Consider the following 19,736-nt stretch of genomic DNA (forward strand, 5'->3'; position numbering starts at 1 on the left):
ATCTCGTCTCCCCCTACGTCGGCGAGACCGAGCAGAACCTCGCACGGCTCTTTCGCGACAGCGACCCCGCCCACAGCCTGCTGCTGCTCGACGAGGTCGACAGCTTCCTCGGCGACCGACGCGAGGCCCGCCACAGCTGGGAGCGCACCCAAGTCAACGAGCTGCTCCAGCAGATGGAGCAATACCCCGGCATCTTCGTCGCCGCCACCAACCTCATGTCCGGGATCGATCCCGCCGCGCTGCGCCGGTTCGACTTCAAGCTGCACTTTCGGGCGCTCGCACCGGCGCAACGGCTTGCGCTCTTCGCGCGCGAGGCGCTCGGGGATGTTTCCGCCCCGGTTCCGGCCGATCTCGCGCGGCACCTTGCGGCACTGGAGGGGCTCACGCCGGGCGACTTCGCGACCGTGGCGCGGCAGCGTACACTCCTCGGCGAGACGCTCACGCCGGAGCAGTTCCTGCGGCGGGTGGCTTCGGAGTGTCGGATGAAGGGGGAGGCTCGGCACAGTGTGGTCTGACATCTGCGGGTACGGGGACCCATGGTCACGATCAAGCGGGACCATGTCGGCGCGGAGCAGATCCGGATCCACGCAGCCGAATGACGGACTCGGCAGGTTTTGGGATGAACCTCCGCAAGGGCCCCTCTCAGCAGATCAGCCACCCGAACCTCAAGGGAAACGTGATACCCGATCCGCTGTTTGGCTTACGCTCCTCGCTTGGTTGAGCATGAACGGGTTCTGACACTGATGGGGTGTCGCCGCACTAACAGAAAAAGAGATAGCAATGCCATTAGTTGACCTTTGGAAAGCACGCAGATCATCAATCGAGCAGATGACTATTGAGCAAATTGCATCAATTGCGGGAGATGGCAAACTCTTAGACAACTCCGACTGCCAAAAGGAACTTCGCCAATATCTGAACGAAGCATCGACCGATTCGTTAGCCGATTACGCGACATACTGCCTCGAAAACTCCTTTTCAAAAAGCGGCCAAATTCTTCAGGATGTTGTTAACGAACTAGGCAGACGATTAGAGTATATTGTCGAGGACGGCCGCTACCAGGGCGTGAAAAACGCGATCGGATTTGATGGAATATGGCAAGATCAATCTCACACCCCATGGTCCCTAGTGGTGGAGGTCAAGACAACTGACGCTTACCGTCTGTCCTTGGACACTGTTGCAGGCTACAGAAATGGACTCATTGAATCAGGACGAATTACAGGCTCATCCTCCGTACTGATCGTCGTCGGCCGCACAGATACCGGTGAGTTAGAGGCGCAGGTCCGGGGATCCCGACATGCCTGGCAAACTCGAATCATCGGGGTGGAGTCACTAATCCAGCTTGTTCGCGTCAAGGAATCAGCGGACAGGCAAGACACTGTGTCGAAGATACGCACACTTTTATCACCAATCGAATACACGCGCATTGATGACTTGGTCGGCGTTGTATTTGCGACAGCAAGAGATATTGAAGAATCGATTGATGAGGTCGCTGACCGGAGCGAAGTGAGATCCGAGAAAGGCGTAGACATCATTGAGAAAACCGCACCAGAAAAACTGGGAGAGATCCGGGAGAGGGTCATCGCGGCCACTTCCTTTAAGTTTGATTTGTCGCTGATAAAGAAGTCTAGGGCGATGTATTGGTCTCCCGATCAACGCCTTCGGGTAGCATGTGCAGTTTCGAAGAGATACGATAACCCAGGAATCGTGAGGTACTGGTATGCGTATCTACCCACATGGGATTCCTTTCTTGAGCAGGGTGAACAATCATTCCTAGCTTTAGGATGTGTCGATCTTGAAGTTGCATTCCTGCTGCCACTAGATTTTGTGCGTTCAGTTATTTCCCATTTGAACGTCACCGAGAAAAACTCTGGACGCAAATACTGGCATGTCAAGATTATCGAGCCAACACCAGGCGAGTATAGCCTACAAGTGCCTTCGCCTGGCTCCAACGAACCACTTTCCCCTTACCTGATTTCACTCGCCGTGGCGACGCCGAGCAGTTAAAGATGGCCTTGGTGATTGAGACGCCTAACCGGTCTTGCTCGGAAAAAGACCAATGCGGCCTGGCAAAGCCGGATGTTTTCTCTAGTGAGGATCATATCTTAGTAGTCTCGTGCAGCGCATACATAGCCACAATAAGTATCAAACTGGTCGGGGCTCGAAATCACTTTAGTGGTTGATCAACTCTTCTGCAGTCGAGCCGGCCAGCAGCTGCGAGTTCGAACCAACGCGCGGCGTAACTGAGAGTGTCGCAGGGCCGGGCAATCAGCGTAGACCGGGAATAACCGATCACAAGACCTCCTCGTCCGCGATGTGAGCTGACCCCGGATGATGCGCTGGCCGGCCCGGCTTTCGCCAAGGTCACGCCGTCAGCCCTCACCGAGAAAGGGATCCGGCAACGCGGGCACAGATTCCCAGCCCCATACGACGACGGCTGTCGCATAGCCGCGCTATCCTTCGGAGGTAGCGGAATGTGGACAAACAGGATCGACTGACGCCGACTAAAGACGACGGAGATCGTAACCCTTACTCGGACAGGATCGAGCCTCACCCGATGGAGAAGAAACCGATGACCCGAACCGACGACAGCTCGACCTTTGCCGATCGCGGCCGTGCGGCCTTGCTCGCCCATGCCTGCGGCGACCGTTTCGGCGCCCCGCTCGAGTTCGTGCAGGACGCGAGCGTGCGCACCCGCCCGGTCCACTTGGGTCATTGGACCGACGACACCCACATGTCGCTCTATCTGGGGGAGGCCATCCTGGAACATGGACCGGGGCCGCTCGATCCCGACCGCTTCGGCACGCGGGTGGGCGAGGCCTTCGTGCGCTGGAGCCATGACCCGCTGACCCCGTCGACCGCGCCGGGCAACACCTGCTTGACCGGGGCCGCCCTCTTCGAGCGCGACCGCGATTGGACCGCCAGCGGGGTCCGAGACTCCGACGGCTGCGGGGCGGTGATGCGGATCGTCCCCCTGGCGCTGGCCTATCGGGGCGACGACTTGATCGAGGCCGCGCGCATCTCGGCGCTGCTCACCCACGCCCATCCGAACGCGGTCGAGGCGGCCATCGCCGGGGCCTGGCTGGTGCGGGCGATCCTGGAGACGGATCGTTGGGATGCGGCGTTGGTGGACGAAGCCATCCGGGGGCTCGACGGGCCTTGGCAGCAGGGTGGCGAGGTCGCCGCAAGTCTGCGCGCGGCCATCGCGTGGGCGCAGCGCGGCGAGGACTGGCTCGACGAGGAGGCCATCCCGCCGGGCGACGGCGGCTGGCGCTCCGGCAGTGCGCTCGGCCTTGCGGTGGCGGCGGCGCTGCGCTGGCCGGCCGATCTGGGTGTGGCGGTCGAGAAGGCCGCGCGGATCCGGGGTGATTCGGATTCGGTCGCCTGTCTCGCCGGCGCACTGCTTGGCGCGTCGCTCGGCACGGCGGCGATCCCGGCCGAGTGGCTCGACACCCTGCCGCAGCGCGAGCAGATCGCCGGGCTCGCGGATCGCCTGCTCGGGCTCGGCGCATGACAGCCACACGCCCGCCGTTGGTGGCGATCGGCGACCTGCACGGCCATCTGGACCTGTTCGAGCGCCTGCTGGAGCGGATCGACCGGGAGGTGCCCGATGCACGGATCGTCACCCTCGGCGACTATGTCGACAACGGCCTGCAGATCCAGGCTCTGCTGGATCGCCTGATCGCGTTGCAGGCCGAGCGACCCGGGCGCTTCTTTCCGATCCTCGGCAACCATGATCTCGCGCTGCTGCGGACGTTGGGGTGGCCGGGGAGCGTGCCCGACGGGGCTTGGTACGCACGCTGGAGCGCACGCTACTGGAATCCGGGACGCGGAACGGCCGACGCCTATGGAGCGCACGACCTCGCGAGCTTCGCCGCGGCATTCCCCGAACAGCATCGGCGTTTCTTGTCCGATCTACCGTGGTTCTACGACGACGGCGAGGTCTTCTGCGTGCACGCGGGATTGGATGTCGGCCCGATCGTCCCGCAGCGCGCGGCGCTCGAGAGCAAGACACTGCCCGCGGAGCCGTCCTTCATGCCCGACGCCCTGCGCGACAAGGCCAGGGCGACGCGGCACGATCCGAGCTGGGAGCGCGTCGTGGTGAGCAGCCATACCCATCTGCCCGGACAGGTGATGTTCTCCGCACCGCAGCGGGTCTGTCTCTCGGCGACCTCCGATCACGGGGGTGGCTTGCTGGCGGTACAGTTTCCCGAGCGACGCTGTTGGTGGACCGACGGAGACGAGGCGACCGAGGTCAGGTTCCCCGCAGGATCGGCATCCGGGTGATCCGCACGAACCCGTGTCCCGCCGAGCATCCTCGTCCCGCCTGCGCGGGCCGTTCGAGAGCGTCAACACAGGAGCGAACATGTACGATCTGATCGGCGACATCCACGGCTGTGCCAATGCGCTCAAGGCGCTGCTCGCGAAGATGGACTACCGGGAACACGACGGGGTCTGGCGACATGCGACACGCCAAGTGATCTTCCTGGGCGACTTCATCGATCGGGGACCGCAGCAGGTCGAGGTGATGAAGATCGTTCGCGCGATGGTCGACGCAGAGGCTGCGCTGACGGTCATGGGCAATCACGAGTTCAACGCCGTGGCTTGGGCTACCCCGATCTCGCCGGGCACGGACACCTATTTGCGGCCCCGCACCGACGACAATCGCCGGCAGCACGCGGAGTTTCTCGATCAAGTCGGCGAGGACAGTGAGGACCACGAGAAGCTGATCGAGTGGTTTCGCGGCCTGCCGCTCTGGCTCGATCTGCCCGGTCTGCGCGTCGTGCATGCCTGCTGGCATACGCCCTCCTTCGATGCCTTGGCGGAGCACCTGGACGCGCGACAACGCATCCGCGACGAGGCGGCCTGGGTCGCACTCACCCGAAAAGGCGACCCCGCCTACGAGGCGCTGGAGACGGTACTGAAAGGCTTGGAGATCCCGCTTCCCGAAGGCGTCGCGTTCAAGGACAAGGACGGCAAGGTCCGCCGGCATGTCCGCACCCGCTGGTGGAAGGACCACCCGATCACCTATCGGGATCTTGCCCTCGCACCGACCGAGGTCATCCCGCAGATCCCGCACGAGCCGGCACCCGAGGGCATCCTGCCGGGCTATGTCGGCGACAAGCCGGTGTTCGTCGGCCATTACTGGATGAGCGGCACGCCGCGGCCGCTGTCCCCGCGTGTCGCCTGTCTGGACTACAGCGTCGCCGCCGGCGGGAAGCTCTGCGCCTACCGCTGGGACGTCGAGCGTGAGCTTTTCGACGCGCATTTCTGCTGGGTCGACGTGGATCGCAGCCAACCCGCAACGCGAGGATCGGCGTTATGAAAGAGCACAAGGTCATTGAAGATGACCCACGCTGGACGGCTCCGGTTGCGAGCCAATGGGTTGATCCTTGGCGCGGCACGCGGGACCCGTCGTTTCCATTCGGAACGTGTCAGCGGCGGAGTCTCAAGTACCGTTAGGTTCTTTCTCTGTCTAAGCCGAATCTCCGGACAATAGGCATCTCGGAACTCTGTCGTTTCCGAGCTGGAATCCAAGCGTCACTCATGTACCCGGTAGAATTGGAGGATAACGATGAGCAAGTTCAATGAGGTTCCCGTAGAAAGCGATACGAGAATCCTGTTCCAGGAACTGACGACGCTCGGCACGTATGATGTCTTGCATCAAAAGTGGATCTGGGATGGCATCACCGCAGAGAGTATCATTTTCGCAAACGAGGACATCACAGACGTGACGGATCATGATCTTGAAATGCAAGTGAAGGCATTTCGGAATCTGGCGGCAGACACAAGCATGACGCTAAAGCGATCGGAATCCGGCTTTACCTTTGTCAACTTCAACTTCGAAGCGGACTAACCGGAGTTGGATGCGAAGTGTTTTTCTCAAGACCGACGATCCAACCCACCGATTCAGATTGATTGCGAGCTTTTCCCGAGCAGAGACAGGATCGCGAGCATTGTATTGAACTCCGCACGATCAGGATCATATCCCTTCATCAAAAAGCATTCCGCCAGAATGGCGGTTAGCGATTCCAAATCCAACTCCGAAATGATCTCCAATCGTTTTTCACCGGACATTGCGCAACTCGAAAATTCGCAGCTGCCAACGTCGAGAAGGTCTCTGATGTAGACCGGTTCTTCGAGATCTCCCGCAACGACATGGAGTCCTTCAATGCGATAACCTTGATGTTCGCCTCTTCGTGTCGCTTTCCATGCGTCGAACTTTTGCAGAACGTGCGCGTAGAAGTTATTCAAGAGTTCTTCGCGGTCTTTTCGCGATTTTTCCATGTCGGTGTGACCTCGTTGTCTTGTTCCGTAAGGATTGTTTGCCTGAAGCGGCCGCACGGGCGCTGCTCTCAGGGGCCTGACGCTGTTGCGCAGCACGTCATCTATGCGCACCCATCGCCCTGTGGCCGCAACAGTCCGAATTGGCCGGACCGGGCAGCACTTTGAGGTTGAGATGCGGGAATCGACCCGGTCTATTCGTCGAGCTTGAGCTCTCCGGACTCGATGAGCTTCTTGATCCTGCGCATGGTCTCGACCGAAACACCGCAGTCGCCCCAGCGCTCGTCGCGACTGAGTTCCTTCTTGGGCTCTTGTTGTTCTTTGTCCCGAGGTTCTTGTGTCTCGCGTTTCAAAACATCTGCTCCGGTGTTGGATTCATTACGCGTTATCCGTGTGATCCCATGATGAAACGACCGGTCAGTCGCGTGGACCCATCAGGGAGCGCAAAGGTACCGTTCGCCCTCCGATGCGCACCGTCGTCTGACCCAGGCGGATCGCCCGCCCGAAGCGCGCGACCTCGTGCCCCTCAAGGTCGAATTGCACCGCCTCATCCGGGCTGTAATTGACCACATACCCGACAATCCAGCCGAATCCGGGCACTCCAACGTCCAGTGGCAGGCGCTGGCGAGCCTGTTGGCTGAAGGTATCGGGTGGGGCGTCGGTATCCAGAGGAATATGCAGCAGACGCACGCCCCCCAGGAGGGCAGCAACGTGGATGGGACTCGGGACGCTGAGCGCGGTCAGGATCACCCCATGGGGTTGAAACGCTTCGCGGTAGGCGGCCTCTTCCTCGGCGTCGAGTGCGGCCCGGGTCGCCGCAAAGGCGTCCTCGACCACCTCGGGTGGAATCTCGAGGGCCATGGCGAGCGGGCCGTGAAACTGATCGGCGCGACGCAGGTCGCCTTGCTCGATCGCGGTCAACCGCCGCAGGCCCTTGGTGACGTTTGCATAGCCCATGCGCCTGAGCAACTGCATGCGCGTCAGGCCCCGTTCCTCGCAGCGGCGCGCGATCAACTCGGGTAAGGGATAGGTGGATTGCATTCTGGGTGTCCTCCGGTCGGAAGTGCGGATCACGCCGCGTGCTCGGTAGGCAGACAGAATGCCACCGATCTGCGACAGAGGATGACGCACCGCCTATGTCCAATCGGTCGTTAGGCCTGCCGAACTTTGCTTGGAGCCAGTCGCCTGTTCGGCGCGATCCGCTGCGCGGAACGGCGGCTCTGGCATCGTGGTGCTCCGTCGGCTCTCACTTGGGCGGGCTCAGCAGGGCGGAGCGCCGCGAGGTGGCGGGCGGGTGAAGACTTCGAGGAAAAGGGTCTCGTCGAGTTGTGGCGGTTCCGGAAGGCGGCTTTGACCTGTATCGGCAGCACAGGTAGTGTTCGCCAAGACAATCGGAGCAGAGACCGAGGCGCTTGGGCAGCCGAAGTGTTATGTAGCTTCGCCGCGTCGGCAGCGAGTTGACCGGGGGCGCTGCCCACGCGAACCCTACGGAAAGCTCGGTGTCGACGGACGGAGAACCACCCCCTGGGCCCACCGCCTACCCCTATTGATTGCGAAGGAGTTGCCTCATGACCGCCGCCCGACGCTCCTACCTGTTGCTTGCCGGCGCTGCCCTGATCGGCCACTTTCCGGCGCATGCCGCCCAACCTGCGATCTCCGCCGCGGAGATCGACGCCTTTCTGCAGAAATGCACGTTCATCGACATTCCCTACGAGGCTTCGGAGCGCCTACAGGGGGTATCGATCCGGGGCATGACGCCGATTCACTACATCGCGGCCAGTTCCGGGGAGGGCGATGTCTGGGGATTCGAGTTCAAACTCAGCGTTGCCGAGTTCAAGCGCAGGGCACCTGATCTCGCCGGACGCGTCGACATGCCGATACCTGTAGATGAACGCGAGTACGTGGTCGCTCTCTATCGGGTGCTCGAGGAGCCGTCCCATGAATCGGAGCCGCTCCGGCTTGTGTGTCGTAGCGAAGCTATAGAGGGGGACGATGAGCCTTAGGGGCCCTCCCCGGCGACCATCTTGCTTTGGCTTATCGGAACGGCTGCGGAGCGGCTTGGATTGCATGAGCAGCTACACCCGGGCAGTCGTCAACGCCGCGCCTACTTGCGCCTGTTGCTCGCTCGGCTGCTGCTGAGGCCGGAGGACTGCAAAGCGGCTCGGCGGACCTGGACGATGCCATCGGGCCACGAGACCAACGTCTAGCGGGTGAGCGTGCCGCCCTGCTCGCCGAGTGACTCGGGCGAACGCAGTTGAGGAGATACCTCAGGGCCGAAGCCCTTTGCTATTTCATGGCTTTGCGAACTCCGCGATCCTCCACTCAACGATTCCGCAGGCAATAATCCCCGCTGCTCGACCAACCCGACGGACACCCGGCGCCGATCTTCGGCACCGCCGGTCGCGCCTGCGTGCCCGCCAGACAGTAGGCACCGCTCGTTGAATAGCCGCTCGGGCAGGATCCGCGTTTCTCCAGCGCCGCGCGGGCCTTTGCGCCGGGTTTGCAATAGGCACCGCTGGTGCTGTAACCGCTCGGACAATTGCCCGACTTGGCGATCGGCTGCACCGGCAACGCCGAATCCGCCGACGCGGCGAGCGAGATCAGCGCCGCACCGACGAGCGCGCACCTGAGGGTTGCGATGACGGACATAGTTGCACTCCTGTTTTTGCCGTGTCGTAACGTCGGACGATGCCGCAGGGATGCGACATGACCTGTCGTAAAATCCCGGATCATGCCCGGCATCAAGCCCCTCAGATGCTCGTGAGGCCCGTCCCGCAATGAAACGCAGAACCTTCATCCACGCGATGGGCGCCGCCGGCGCGCTCGGGCTGTCCGGCCAATGGACCCTTGCCGAGGCCGTCGACCGTGCGGCGAGCGTCCAACCGCTGACCCCGGTCTTCGACCGCCTGCCGAGCGTCCTGGCGGCGGCCCGAGCGCAACCGTCCCCCGGTTTCGCCACGTTGCTCCCCGACGGCACCGATCCAAGCCTCGCCGCGCGTGAGCTTCTCGAGGACTGGGACACGCACCTTCACCCCTTGGTGATCGCACTCGGTCCCGCGGCGGAACGCATCCTGGATCGCCTTCCCGAGCGGATCGCGATCCCCGCGGATTGCGCTCTGTACCGCACCGGATCCACGCAAGGTCATCACGCGGCCGAAGCGCTGGCGCTGCGCCTGGACAGATGCGCCAGCGCCCTGCTGCTGATCGACCCCTCGGATGATCGGGCGCGACGCGATGCCCCGATCTGGACCCGACACCTGGCCGCATCCGAGGTCTATCTGCGCGCTGCGGTCGTTCTCGACACGCCGGCCGACGGTCTCGACCCCGATTGGCGCGCATCCCTGGACGGCCCGGTCATCGAGGTGGGCAGGGCGTGCGGCGATCTGGATACGGCGGCGCTCATCGAGGCCATGCTGCCCGGTCTGCCCTTCTTTCAACCGGCGATGATCTGCTGCGACCCGGTCGATGTGAACACCATCCTCGCCTCGGGACCACGCGCCCGAACCACGGCGGTGCGCTGGACGCGACCCGACGAGCGCACCGCCGCCATCGCCGACGCCTGCGCAGACCTGGTGACGACACGCAGCCAAGGCGCGCTGGGCTGGCTCAACACCGACCTGCAGTTCACGATCGACGAATGGGATGTCCTGAACACCCTGCTGACCGAGCGGCTCCCTCCGAACGCCGATCTGCTGCTGATTCCCTTTCCGGACTCGACGCGAGGCCACGGCGAGCGGGTGCTCAGCTTGACGGTGGTGGGGGATTAGGTGGAGCCGTGACCGGCACGACATGCGCTGGTTGATGGCGTTCCTGACGGTTTTGGGCTCGGCCTCAGAGCCCCATGAGCTCCCGCAGCTCCACGCTCCCGAGCACCTGGCAGTAGATCATGTTGAGGATCTCCAGCTCGCGCCGGTGCAGCTCGTCGGTGCCCGCGGCACAGCCGTCCTCGACCACGATGACGTTGAAGCTCTCGTCGGCGAGGCTGCGCACCGTGGAGGAGACGCACTGATCGGTAAAGATCCCGGTGAGCACGACGTTGCGGATGCCCAGGTTCGTGAGGATCAGGCGCAGGTTGGTCCCGGTCAGGGCGCTGTCGGTGGTCTTGGTCACCACGATCTCGCCGGGGAGCGGTGCCAGCTCCGGGACCAGTTGGCTCGCCGCGCTGTCCTTGGGCAGCAGCAGGGCGTTCCAGCCCGGCTTCTTCTGGCTGAGCGAGCGATCCCGCCCGTCCTCAAGCAGACAGGCGATGCGCGCGTGGATGACGTCCATCCCCTTCGCGCGGAAGGCGTCCTGTAGCCCGCGCGTGGTCGGGATCACGATCTCGCGCATGCGCCGGTGGAAGGGGAACCAGCGCGCCGCCTCCTGCGAATCGGACGGGATCTCCAGGTAGAGATTCTGCACGTCGATGCACAGCAGCGCCGTCTCGGCCGGGTCCAGCACCAGGTCCTCGGGCTCTGGGGCCTGCGCGTAGTAAAAGGAGCGGTAGGCGGTCTTCCAGCTCGTCGGGTTCTCCGGATGACGGGGCGGGCGGGTGGAGAGCGCGGTCGAGCCGTCGGCGCCGATGATTCCCGTGCCTGTTGCCCCTGTCGAGATCGCGATATAGGGCCGGGCGGCGCCCCCGCGGGGCGTGTCGCGACGCTGCCGTTTGTGAACCCTCAGACCTTTTTGAGAAAACAGGTCTTGAGCACCAAGCCTTTCACCTTGTCCGCGTTGCACTCGATTTCCTCTTCATCCGAGGTCAGGCGGATATTCTTGATCACCGTGCCTCGCTTCAGAGTCACGGAGGTGCCTTTCACCTTCAGATCTTTGATGACCTGAACCGAATCGCCGGCGTTCAACGCCGTTCCGTTGCTGTCTTTGACGTTCATTTCTCGATCCTTGGTCCTGATGTTGCGATGGGCTTGCGGGTGTGTTCTGGGCGGCGGCTCGCCGTCGCGCTCACGCAACCGGAGGACGCTGAACGTCGAGCGGCGCGGTCGTGCGATCCCGACGCGGATCCTCGGTCCTCGACCGGGTTCGGGTTAAACCAGGACCTGGCGTGTCTGCCCGAGAAAGCGATGGATCGCCTGCTCGGTGCGGCGATCGATCATGGCCTCGGGACGCTTGCCGCGTGGACACGGCATGTGCGGCGTCGTCCCGAACAACCGGCAAATCAGCGGGCGCTCCGCATAGACACGGCAACCCTCGGGCCCGAGATGCGGGCAACTCCACGCGGCCAGCGCAGCCGCATGCTCCGCCTCGGTTCTGGTCGGGAGTCTGGCCATCTCTTCGCTCGAAGCGGTGACCGGACCGCAACAATCACGACATCCGGGCTCGCATGCGAAGGTCGGGATCTTCCGCCGCAGCGCCTGGATCATCCGGTCGTTGCGGTCCACCGTCCATCGCCCTCCTCGCGCATCTGCCGTTCGACTCTCGGCCATTCCGTCACCGACAGGTCAACCCCTCGAGCGGTTCACTTGCCTTCGGGCTTCGGCGCAGTCGTCTTCAGCGAATCGGGCAGGTCGCGCGAGCCGGCGTGCTCGACGATGTACTCGCGGATCAGCTTGCGGATCACCTGCGACGGCGTGAGGTCTTGCTCGGCGCAGATCTCCTCGAAGAGCTGCTTTTTGACCGGATCGATCAGCACCGTGATTCTCGCGCTGCGGTTTTCCATGGCACTCAACCGATGTGCATGATATTTGTTTTGAATGTTAATGTGATTAACATACAAAAACCACTGGATCATTGCATGACGGGGGCCGGCGCCATTGTTGTCCGACGCGTTGCACCGGACCGCGTCGGGTGACGGAGCACCGACGGGACGCGTGCAGACATGCACCGTGCGCATTCAGAACAAGTCATCCGAAGAGAGACGACGCCGTGCAGCAACCCGTACTTTTGGAGTTACCCGGTGGGGCAGTGGGCGAGTACGGCCGTCTGCGGGTTCTCGAGTCAATGACCTGCGACCCGGAGCGACTCTACGAGCGCATTTTGAGCGGACGCTACGGCAAGCCGTTCATCGTCGAAGACGGCCGGACCCGGCGTCTCTACCTCAGCCTGAGTTACGTGCAGAGCTCCATGCGCATCGCGGATCCATACGCGCTGGATTTCGCCTACACGCGTAAGATGATGGCCTTCCTGTTGTTCGTGCCCGAGCCCGAGCATGTCGTGATGGTCGGTCTCGGCGGTGGTTCGATGGCCAAATTCTGTCATCGCCATCTGCCGCACACCCGCCTGACCGTGGTCGAGGTCAACGCCGACGTCATCGCCCTGAGCGCCGAGTTCGGGGTCCCCGAGGACGAGCGCCTCGTCATCGTGCGGGCCGATGCCGCCGACTACCTTCCCGCCGACGAGCACGACACCGACGTCCTGCTGCTGGACGGCTTCGATGCGGACGGCATCTCGCCCGCCTTTCTCAGTCGTGATTTCTACGCAGCGGCCCGCGGCCGGCTCCGGTCCGGCGGCGTGCTGGTCGCCAATTTTTGCGGATCCCCCGAGGGATGGCATGCGCACTTCATGCTGCTCGACGAGGTCTTCGAGGGGCGAGTCCACCTCGGACGCGTCACCCACGACGACAACTACATCGCCTTCGCGTTCGCCGATGCCGAATTTCCGCTCGACTGGGCGAGGCTGGATGAACTGGCAATCACGCTGAATCACCGATTTCCACTTGATTTTCGCTTCCTTGTCGAGCGCCTCCGCGACGGAGCCGATCTGCGTCGACAGCTCCGGAGGCAAGCGCACAGCGCCTTACAGCACAGAGAGCGGAGACGCGGTTGAAGGACGCTTGACGATGACCGGCGTCGTCGTCCCGAGGGTTTGGTCGAATGGGCGAACGACTGGAACGCCAGGACACCCGCCTGCCCGGTGACGCTCAACCCCGGCATCATGGCCGGCTGCGGCTCGGCACGCCCGGGCGCCGAAGGCGCCAGCCGACCCACGCACGCAGGCCGATATAGAGCAAGACACCGGCCAAATTCGCGACCAGGTCGAGCCAGGAGAACTCGCGATAGGACAGTGGCCACTGCACCAACTCGATGACGAGCCCATAGCCGAGCAGCAGCCCCCAGCGCGGCAACTCCCGGTCGCGACCCGGATAGCCACCGTCCGCCAGTGCAGCCATGACGCAAAAGGCCAGCAGGTGGTTGACCTTGTCCCACGAGAAGCCCGTGGGCTCGCGGCGAACGGCGCGAACGCAAGCCAGGCCACCACCAGGACGCTACCCCAGAGCGCCAGCCGAAAGCCTTGCCGAAACACGCCCTCCGGCATCAAGACCAACATCAGGAGAGGTCCCCCGGGTGGCATTGCAAGTCCGCCCGGTCGCAACGACCGGGCGAGCCGATCGCCTGCAGTGCCGTCTCGCCATTGCCGCTGCGGGTGAAGCCGGCGCGCGGCTTCATTGAACAGGTTTCCGGAGGCTCTGCGAAGAGCGTATCGGATTCGGGCATGAAGGCGCTCCGGATGGCGTGGCTCTCATGTCGATTCCAGGTCCGATGGTCCCCACTGTTGCCGACGGACGCAAGACCTTCAGACTCAGTCCGGCAGCCGGTCGACAGCCTTACGTGTTTACGAGCGATACGCGACTTTCCGGTCGACCGGCAGCGATCCGTGCATCGGGCGCCGCCGTCATCGCCCACGAGATCGCGCATGTGCTGGCGGATCACTCCAACGAACGCTTGACCCAGGAACTCGCGGTCCAGGGCGGGCTGATGCTGGTGGATCTGTTCGCCGAGGAGCCAAGCACGAGGTGCTGCGCGGGGCGCTGGGCATCGGGGCGAAGCGCGGTTTGCTGTGCCCTACAGCCGAACCCACGAGCGCGAGGCGGACCGCATCGGCTGCGATCCGATGGCGCGGGCCGGCTTTGATCCGCGCGCCGGCGTCGCGCTCTGGCGTGGCCGAGATGACCATGGTCCTCGCCACCCCGGACGACGAGCTCGCCGGTTTGGTGTTCGAGGTCGCACGTGAGGGAGAGCGCGAGGTGTTCGAAGGTCGCTACCATCGGCGACGGGCTGACGCTGGCGCGCAAACGGTGAAATCCACGTGAGGTTCAACGCGACGGCTCGATGCGGTCACGCCAGGACGGGTGGCCACAAACGCACGGCTTCGTTCGGGGCCGGCTCTAGCGGGAGACCCCGCAATACAGCCGCTCCACCCAGTCCCGGAACCAGGCGGGTCGCGCCAGAAGAATGTACGCGAGCAGCACCGACGCAAGCGGGACGGCGAAGGCCGCGGTATCGGCGACGACGATCAGCAGAGCCAGAACCAGGCGATGGGCGAGACGCATGACGACCTCGGGGTTGGCAATGTTCGAAACGCGGGCGGGATCCGGGTTGCTCCTGCGCCGGTGGGTGATTCGATTGCCGGGCAGGCCGAAGGCGAGGTGGCCGGAAACAGCCTTCGGGCAGAAGGGATCGGGTCCGACGCTCGGCGTCCAACTCGGCACGGGCTCGCGGTACGGCCGACACGGCACGGTCGACCCGGTGTCCGATCGGGCAGTGCGCATCGACCGACGCCGTGCACGTCTCGCTCGCCGGCAGCCTCGCTCGTCCTGTCACACCTCGTTCGCGCACGACGACGGGCCAACCGCGCCGAATCCTTCGTGGAACACGACAGTTCCCTGCGGCAGCGTCCCGTCGAAGGACACGGCGAAGAAGACCTCCGGCGGGACGCCCTCGAGGACGAGCTGCGGGCAGTTCTCGAACCCGAACCTTCGGTAGTATTCCGGATGCCCCACCAGGCAGCAGCCGCGCGCCTGCATGCCCTCGAGCCGCGACAAGCCTTCGCGCACCAGGGCTTGGCCGATCCCGCGGCGCTGAACCTGCGGCAAGACCGACACCGGGCCGAGTCCGTACCAATCCCGCGTACCGTCCGACAAGACCACGGGCGAGAAGGCGATGTGGCCGACGACACGGCCATCGAGCACCGCGACGAGCGAGAGGGCGAGGGCCTCGGCGGCGCGGAGCGCGTCGATGATGACGTGTTCGGTCTGGTTGCTGATATCCAGGTCGCGAAACGCCGCGATCGTCACCTCGGCGATCTCTTCGATGTCGTTTTTCGTCTCGTTCCTGATCTCGATGTCCGGCGTCATGATCGCGTTCTCCGCCGCTCGGAACCCACCGGACGTCGTCCTACGCCAGCGCCCGCGATCCCGCTTACGCGTTCGGTGGCGTCGCTTTGGTGGACCTGATCGGCGGGTGGAATGCCTAAGTCTCGCAGTATCCGGTCAGGGTCTCGGGTTGTCGATTCGGGATGGCATCCTTTGCGGCTTACGCCCTTCTGCACTCCCTTGAATGGGTAGATTGCCGGGGCGCGGACCGCCCGGCCGCAGGCACTCCCCATTGCCGCAAGGTCGATCGGGGCCGGAACGGCTGAGCTGATCGCGGGAGCGATTCGTCGAGGGGAGGAGCCGTCTCCCGTCAACCGCAAAAGACTGACCGGTCCATCCTGGTTGCGGACAGCCCGACCTGGTATCGGGGTGACCGGATCCCATCCCAGAGCCGCCGCGTCGACGTTCGTAATTTGGAGCAACCTCAAGAGAGCGGATGCTGCTCTCGTCTTACAAGGGGCACGATCGCGCACACACGGCGACCTCTGTTGACTGCGTCAGCGACAAGAAATGCCCCGCTTCAAAGACTCACTCGACGGCGGCGACCGGCAGAACGATCACCAGCCAGCGAGCTCAGATTGCATTGCGATGCGATAGCCGATCGCCCGATAGCCCTGTTGCCGTCGAGCCCACATTCGCAGCAATGTCGGATGGCCGGTGTCGACGAAGTCGATGATGCGGACGTTGGTCTTCGATGCGTGCTCCCGATGCAGTCGGCCGGCGTATTGCTGCAAGCTTCCCTTCCAGGAGATCGGCATTGCCAAGACCAAGGTGTCGAGCGGTGGGTGATCGAACCCCTCTCCGACCAGTCTGCCGATGGCCAGCACGACCCTTGGCGCCTCCGGCGGCAGCGCATTGAGCTGCGCAATCGTCTCGGATCGATGCCGACGCGGCATTCGGCCATGCAGGACAAAAGGCGCTGGAGCAATGCCGTCCAAAGCCGTGCGCAGGGACGACAAATGGTCGGCTCGCTCGGTCAGCACCAGGATCTTACGTCCCTGTTGAAAGCGTTCGAGAACGGTGGCTGCGATGGCCCGGGTGCGCGTCCCGTCCATCGCCAGGTGGCGGAAGATTCCGTGAATGGCGGCGTCTGCCGGCAGTTCGATCGGTGTCTGCAGCTCGTGGGGGATGACCGCGAGGTCGTGTGGAGCATCGGGCGGCGTGGCGGCCGTGTGCCGCAGCGGTCCACACTGCATGAAGATGATGGGATCCTGCCCGTCGCGGCGTGTCGGTGTTGCGCTCAGTCCCAGGACATATCGGGCTCTGACGCGCTTCAGGATCGCCTCGAAGGATCGCGCGCTGATGTGGTGGCACTCATCGACGATCACCTGGCCATAGTCCTCGACGAGCGACTTGACCTCGCCCTTGTGCGAAAGGGATTGCATCACCGCAATGTCGATCTGACCGCTGGGCTTGGTCTTGCCGCCACCGATGATGCCAACCCGATCGCGTCCGACGTCCAGGAACGCCAGCAGACGCTCATGCCATTGCTCGAGCAGGTCCGTGCGGTTCACAAGAATCAGCGAATTGACTCCCCGCCGTGCGATGAGCGCCGCGGCCACGACGGTTTTACCGAAGGCGGTCGGGGCGCTGAGCACACCCGTCTCATGCTTCAACATGGCCGTGACGGCGGCTTCCTGATCGCGGCGCAGCTCGCCCTGGAAGTGCAATGCGATTGCGTGTCCAGCAAACCGCTCGTCATGCAGGTCCGCCTGGATCCCGTTGTCACTCAGAAGCTCCAGCGCGGCATCCAGGCAGCCGCGCGGCAGCGCCAGATGCTGCGGGTAGCTCTCGGCGCAACCGATCACCCGAGGTTTGCCCCAAACCGACAGGCGCATCGCCTGCAACCGATAGAAATCCGGATTCTGGAAGGCGGCAAGCCGGATCAGGCGGTTCGCGAGCGGCTGTGGTAGCTGTGCTCTTTCGAGGTAGACGCCGTTGGCCAGCGTGATCCCAATCCGCTTCGGTAAAGGACCAGGGAGCCTCTTGCTCGGCGGCTTTGGAGGCTTCCATGGCCGCGCCAGATCCTCCTCGTCGATGAAGCTCACATCGAGTGGCTGAGCACCGCCGACCGCCTTCAGAATCGTCGGCTCGATGTCCCGCGGATCCATATGCCGCACGGAGGCGAGGAAGGTCCACTGGTCTGCATAGGCGCACCAGTCGCGGTCGACGAAGAGACTGCGCTGTTGCGCGCGCGGCGCCTTCTGCAAGGGCAAAGCGATCAGGTTGCCGAAGCCACCCTTGGGCAGCCGGTCCTGATTGGGAAAGAGCCGGTCGTAGGAGCTCAGCCTGAGCTGTCGGGTCCTCGCGCACGTGTGGCTGATGAGGGCGGCGCCGAGCCGTCGGACATCGCTCGCCGGAACGCCATCGGCGAAGAAGATCCAGGCGTGTGCGCCTTCACCCGAGCGGGAAATCTCAAGCGCGACCGGGACGCCAAGCTCATCGCATGACTGCGCAAAGGCCAGTGCGTCCTGTCGCCATTCCGCCTCGTCGAAATCGACCGCGAGGAAATGGCAGCGATCATCCTCGAGCAGGGGGTAGACGCCGATCGTGTGCTTGCCCGCCAGATGGCCGTAAATGACGGTATCGGTCAGTGGGAGGAGTTGGCGATGGCTGCAATCGGAGCACTTGATGTTTCGTTTGTCGCAGAGGCCTTCTCGCCACTCGTTCGCGCAGGCGGGTGTGTATCCGGAGTGACCACTTTTCTTGCTTTCCCAGCGGACCGGATAGACATCGTCGCGACCTCGGAAGAGGCGTCGAAACAGGGCCACCTTCTCGGCGGTCGAGAGCGGTGATTGATCCTGCTCCGACTCTGTCCGCCGGGACTCGGGCGATTGGCGCCACTCGATGCCGTGGGCTTCGAGAAGCGCGATCAGGCGCGCGTTCTCGGCCTGAAGCACGGCAATCTCGTCCAGGTCACGCATCGGGATGAAAATCCGTGCCAAGGCATTCCAGCGCCCCTCCAGCGTCAACACGCGTCAGTACACGGGCTTTCCGAGTATGAGAACAGGTGCCGTAGACGTGAGCCATGACTGGATCGACAGGCTTCGCTTGGACTTCTATCGGATGGACAAATCAGATTCTCAGATCAGGGCGATCTGGCTCTGCAGGAACCCGGCGACGCCGGGTAGCCCCTGGCGTCGCATCGTGTCGATGAAGGTCTCCGCCGAGAGCGGTGGATTCTTGAGTGCCGCACGCTGGAGCTTCGCCGCCGTGGTCACAACCGCCGGATCGAGATCGGCCAAATCGAGGATGAAGTCGTCGGGATGGCGAGCATTGATGTCAAAGTCGGCGAGCGCCTTCTGTGGAAAATCTCGGAGATTCGTCGTGACGATGACCTGGGCACCGGACCGGATGGCGGCCGCCAGCACATGCCGGTCGTTCGGATCGGGAAGGAAAAGCCGATCGATCAAGTCCCCGTAGCCCGTTACCAGGCAATCCGGAACGGCCTTGTTGATGAGCGTCATCGTGCGGTGCAGCTTGGCCTCATCGAGCTCGGGCCGGTGTCGCAGCAGAGCCGTCAACCATTCGTGCTGGATCTCCTCCGTCCAGCGGGCGTGAAAACGCCGCGTCTGAGCCAGCCGAATCATCAAATCCCGCAGCGGCGCCGGGTAAAACAGGCACGCATCGTAGATGACCGTGAAGCTCGCCACCTAGTACCCCAGACCCAATTCCTGAGCCTGGGCCGCAAGCTCATCTGCGGCATCGGCAGTCTGTTGATCGAGCCCTTCGCGATAGGCCATCAGATCGGAGAAGCGGACACGACGATGCCGACCGACCTTGTAGAAGGGAATGGCGCCGCCCTCCAGTTGCTTGACCAGGAAGGGGCGGGAGACATTGAGCAGATCGGCAGCCTGCTGGGTCGTCAGCTCCGCGTGAATCGGAACCAGTGACACCGCGTTCCCCTGCGCCATCTGATTCAGGATGTCGACCAGCATGTGAATCGCCGAGACGGGCACTGTCACATCGGTCTCGCCATCGATCAGCCGCAGCCGAGCCGACTCGCCTCGCCCAATGCAGGCGGCCAGCAAACGGCTACTCTCCAGCGCCAACGAAGCCTCGGCCTCCGTTGGCATCCGCACCCCAGGGTAGACCGGTGCAGCATGACTCATCGCTCGGTTCCTCTGTTCAATCACTTGAGGCGAAGTATAGTTGAATCTCGCCCACAATCGAAACATTCGAAACGCTGCGATCTACCCAGCTGCGCGTCACCAAGGTTTCCCGATCTCGCGCCGGCAGCCCGCGAGCTCTCAGGCACGTCAGAGACCGCAATATGACGTCAAGCGAACGCAGACCTAGGCTCACTGACCGACCCCTCCTGGGGCCCAGCCGCCGCCCACACCGGCGACTCGACTGAAAGCTATCCGAG

The 19,736-nt window shown here is 63.4% G+C and carries 25 protein-coding genes and 1 pseudogene; 11 read left to right on the plus strand and 15 right to left on the minus strand.

The window, feature by feature from the left end; all coding sequences use genetic code 11:
* The 6 genes from THIMADRAFT_RS12290 to THIMADRAFT_RS12310 form a co-directional block, all read left to right on the plus strand.
* Positions 1–515, plus strand: a 515-nt coding sequence (locus tag THIMADRAFT_RS12290; protein ID WP_007193366.1) for an ATP-binding protein, incomplete at its 5' end; no start/stop codon positions are given.
* 265 nt (positions 516–780) lie between these two features.
* The gene (locus THIMADRAFT_RS26655) at positions 781–2,004 is read left to right on the plus strand and encodes a hypothetical protein (protein ID WP_007193367.1); all 1,224 of its coding nucleotides are present in this window, start codon (positions 781–783) and stop codon (positions 2,002–2,004) included.
* Positions 2,005–2,569: 565 nt separating this feature from the next.
* Positions 2,570–3,511: an ADP-ribosylglycohydrolase family protein gene (locus THIMADRAFT_RS12295; RefSeq protein ID WP_040731349.1), complete on the plus strand. Its 942-nt coding sequence runs from the start codon at positions 2,570–2,572 to the stop codon at positions 3,509–3,511.
* Positions 3,508–4,284, plus strand: a complete 777-nt coding sequence (locus tag THIMADRAFT_RS24775; protein WP_007193369.1) for a metallophosphoesterase — start codon at positions 3,508–3,510, stop codon at positions 4,282–4,284. The genes THIMADRAFT_RS12295 and THIMADRAFT_RS24775 overlap by 4 nt, the downstream gene beginning before the upstream one ends.
* A gap of 79 nt (positions 4,285–4,363) precedes the next feature.
* Positions 4,364–5,323, plus strand: coding sequence for a metallophosphoesterase (locus tag THIMADRAFT_RS12305; RefSeq protein ID WP_007193370.1), 960 nt, complete (start codon positions 4,364–4,366; stop codon positions 5,321–5,323).
* A 249-nt stretch (positions 5,324–5,572) separates the two neighbouring features.
* Entirely contained in the window at positions 5,573–5,854 is a 282-nt protein-coding gene (locus THIMADRAFT_RS12310) for a hypothetical protein (RefSeq protein ID WP_007193371.1), read from the plus strand.
* A 53-nt stretch (positions 5,855–5,907) separates the two neighbouring features.
* Here THIMADRAFT_RS12310 and THIMADRAFT_RS24780 read toward each other — a convergent pair whose 3' ends face one another.
* From THIMADRAFT_RS24780 to THIMADRAFT_RS24785, 3 genes are all read right to left on the minus strand, one after another.
* Positions 5,908–6,285, minus strand: a complete 378-nt coding sequence (locus tag THIMADRAFT_RS24780) for a hypothetical protein (RefSeq protein WP_007193372.1) — start codon at positions 6,283–6,285, stop codon at positions 5,908–5,910.
* A gap of 191 nt (positions 6,286–6,476) precedes the next feature.
* Positions 6,477–6,635, minus strand: a complete 159-nt coding sequence (locus THIMADRAFT_RS27130) for a hypothetical protein (protein WP_007193373.1) — start codon at positions 6,633–6,635, stop codon at positions 6,477–6,479.
* Positions 6,636–6,699: 64 nt separating this feature from the next.
* Positions 6,700–7,323, minus strand: a complete 624-nt coding sequence (locus THIMADRAFT_RS24785; RefSeq protein WP_007193374.1) for a hypothetical protein — start codon at positions 7,321–7,323, stop codon at positions 6,700–6,702.
* Positions 7,324–7,850: 527 nt separating this feature from the next.
* Between THIMADRAFT_RS24785 and THIMADRAFT_RS12325 the strand changes: the two genes are divergently transcribed.
* Positions 7,851–8,285 (plus strand): hypothetical protein, encoded by a 435-nt coding sequence (locus THIMADRAFT_RS12325; protein WP_007193375.1) that lies wholly within the window; start codon positions 7,851–7,853, stop codon positions 8,283–8,285.
* Between the two features lie 319 nt (positions 8,286–8,604).
* Here THIMADRAFT_RS12325 and THIMADRAFT_RS12330 read toward each other — a convergent pair whose 3' ends face one another.
* A complete protein-coding gene (locus tag THIMADRAFT_RS12330) occupies positions 8,605–8,931 on the minus strand; it encodes a hypothetical protein (protein WP_007193376.1) in 327 nt (108 codons plus the stop codon).
* A 128-nt stretch (positions 8,932–9,059) separates the two neighbouring features.
* On the opposite strand from THIMADRAFT_RS12330, the gene THIMADRAFT_RS12335 reads away from it, so the two are divergent.
* Positions 9,060–10,049: a hypothetical protein gene (locus THIMADRAFT_RS12335; protein WP_007193377.1), complete on the plus strand. Its 990-nt coding sequence runs from the start codon at positions 9,060–9,062 to the stop codon at positions 10,047–10,049.
* A gap of 64 nt (positions 10,050–10,113) precedes the next feature.
* Here THIMADRAFT_RS12335 and THIMADRAFT_RS12340 read toward each other — a convergent pair whose 3' ends face one another.
* The 4 genes from THIMADRAFT_RS12340 to THIMADRAFT_RS27920 all read right to left on the minus strand — a co-directional run bounded on the left by THIMADRAFT_RS12340 (position 10,114) and on the right by THIMADRAFT_RS27920 (position 12,109).
* A complete protein-coding gene (locus tag THIMADRAFT_RS12340) occupies positions 10,114–10,998 on the minus strand; it encodes a cysteine hydrolase family protein (protein ID WP_007193378.1) in 885 nt (294 codons plus the stop codon).
* Positions 10,938–11,150: an alkylphosphonate utilization protein gene (locus THIMADRAFT_RS12345; protein WP_007193379.1), complete on the minus strand. Its 213-nt coding sequence runs from the start codon at positions 11,148–11,150 to the stop codon at positions 10,938–10,940. Before THIMADRAFT_RS12345 ends, THIMADRAFT_RS12340 begins: the two co-directional genes overlap by 61 nt.
* 153 nt (positions 11,151–11,303) lie before the next feature.
* Positions 11,304–11,702, minus strand: coding sequence for a YkgJ family cysteine cluster protein (locus tag THIMADRAFT_RS12350; protein ID WP_139052819.1), 399 nt, complete (start codon positions 11,700–11,702; stop codon positions 11,304–11,306).
* A gap of 32 nt (positions 11,703–11,734) precedes the next feature.
* On the minus strand, positions 11,735–12,109 hold the full coding sequence (locus THIMADRAFT_RS27920; protein WP_007193381.1) for a hypothetical protein: 375 nt from the start codon (positions 12,107–12,109) through the stop codon (positions 11,735–11,737).
* A gap of 32 nt (positions 12,110–12,141) precedes the next feature.
* Between THIMADRAFT_RS27920 and THIMADRAFT_RS12360 the strand changes: the two genes are divergently transcribed.
* Positions 12,142–13,041, plus strand: coding sequence for a spermine/spermidine synthase domain-containing protein (locus THIMADRAFT_RS12360; protein WP_007193382.1), 900 nt, complete (start codon positions 12,142–12,144; stop codon positions 13,039–13,041).
* A 106-nt stretch (positions 13,042–13,147) separates the two neighbouring features.
* Here the strand turns inward: THIMADRAFT_RS12360 and THIMADRAFT_RS12365 are convergent, their stop codons facing one another.
* A complete protein-coding gene (locus tag THIMADRAFT_RS12365) occupies positions 13,148–13,384 on the minus strand; it encodes a VanZ family protein (RefSeq protein WP_007193383.1) in 237 nt (78 codons plus the stop codon).
* A gap of 157 nt (positions 13,385–13,541) precedes the next feature.
* On the minus strand, positions 13,542–13,709 hold the full coding sequence (locus THIMADRAFT_RS27455) for a hypothetical protein (RefSeq protein WP_007193384.1): 168 nt from the start codon (positions 13,707–13,709) through the stop codon (positions 13,542–13,544).
* 45 nt (positions 13,710–13,754) lie between these two features.
* Here THIMADRAFT_RS27455 and THIMADRAFT_RS28590 point away from each other — a divergent pair.
* Together THIMADRAFT_RS28590 and THIMADRAFT_RS27465 are read left to right on the plus strand one after the other, a co-directional pair.
* Positions 13,755–13,925, plus strand: a pseudogene (locus THIMADRAFT_RS28590) (hypothetical protein); the annotation flags it as partial.
* A 242-nt stretch (positions 13,926–14,167) separates the two neighbouring features.
* The gene (locus THIMADRAFT_RS27465) at positions 14,168–14,305 is read left to right on the plus strand and encodes a hypothetical protein (RefSeq protein WP_233490247.1); all 138 of its coding nucleotides are present in this window, start codon (positions 14,168–14,170) and stop codon (positions 14,303–14,305) included.
* Between the two features lie 75 nt (positions 14,306–14,380).
* On the opposite strand, the gene THIMADRAFT_RS12375 is transcribed toward THIMADRAFT_RS27465, so the two are convergent.
* The 5 genes from THIMADRAFT_RS12375 to THIMADRAFT_RS12395 form a co-directional block, all read right to left on the minus strand.
* Positions 14,381–14,764 (minus strand): hypothetical protein, encoded by a 384-nt coding sequence (locus THIMADRAFT_RS12375; RefSeq protein WP_007193386.1) that lies wholly within the window; start codon positions 14,762–14,764, stop codon positions 14,381–14,383.
* A gap of 48 nt (positions 14,765–14,812) precedes the next feature.
* Entirely contained in the window at positions 14,813–15,349 is a 537-nt protein-coding gene (locus THIMADRAFT_RS12380; protein WP_007193387.1) for a GNAT family N-acetyltransferase, read from the minus strand.
* Between the two features lie 575 nt (positions 15,350–15,924).
* Positions 15,925–18,342: a TOTE conflict system archaeo-eukaryotic primase domain-containing protein gene (locus THIMADRAFT_RS12385; RefSeq protein ID WP_007193388.1), complete on the minus strand. Its 2,418-nt coding sequence runs from the start codon at positions 18,340–18,342 to the stop codon at positions 15,925–15,927.
* Positions 18,343–18,450: 108 nt separating this feature from the next.
* Positions 18,451–19,020: a PIN domain-containing protein gene (locus tag THIMADRAFT_RS12390; RefSeq protein ID WP_007193389.1), complete on the minus strand. Its 570-nt coding sequence runs from the start codon at positions 19,018–19,020 to the stop codon at positions 18,451–18,453.
* Positions 19,021–19,479 (minus strand): helix-turn-helix domain-containing protein, encoded by a 459-nt coding sequence (locus tag THIMADRAFT_RS12395; RefSeq protein ID WP_007193390.1) that lies wholly within the window; start codon positions 19,477–19,479, stop codon positions 19,021–19,023.
* Positions 19,480–19,736 lie beyond the last annotated feature (257 nt).

This window comes from Thiocapsa marina 5811, assembly GCF_000223985.1.
GTDB classification, from domain to species: domain Bacteria; phylum Pseudomonadota; class Gammaproteobacteria; order Chromatiales; family Chromatiaceae; genus Thiocapsa; species Thiocapsa marina.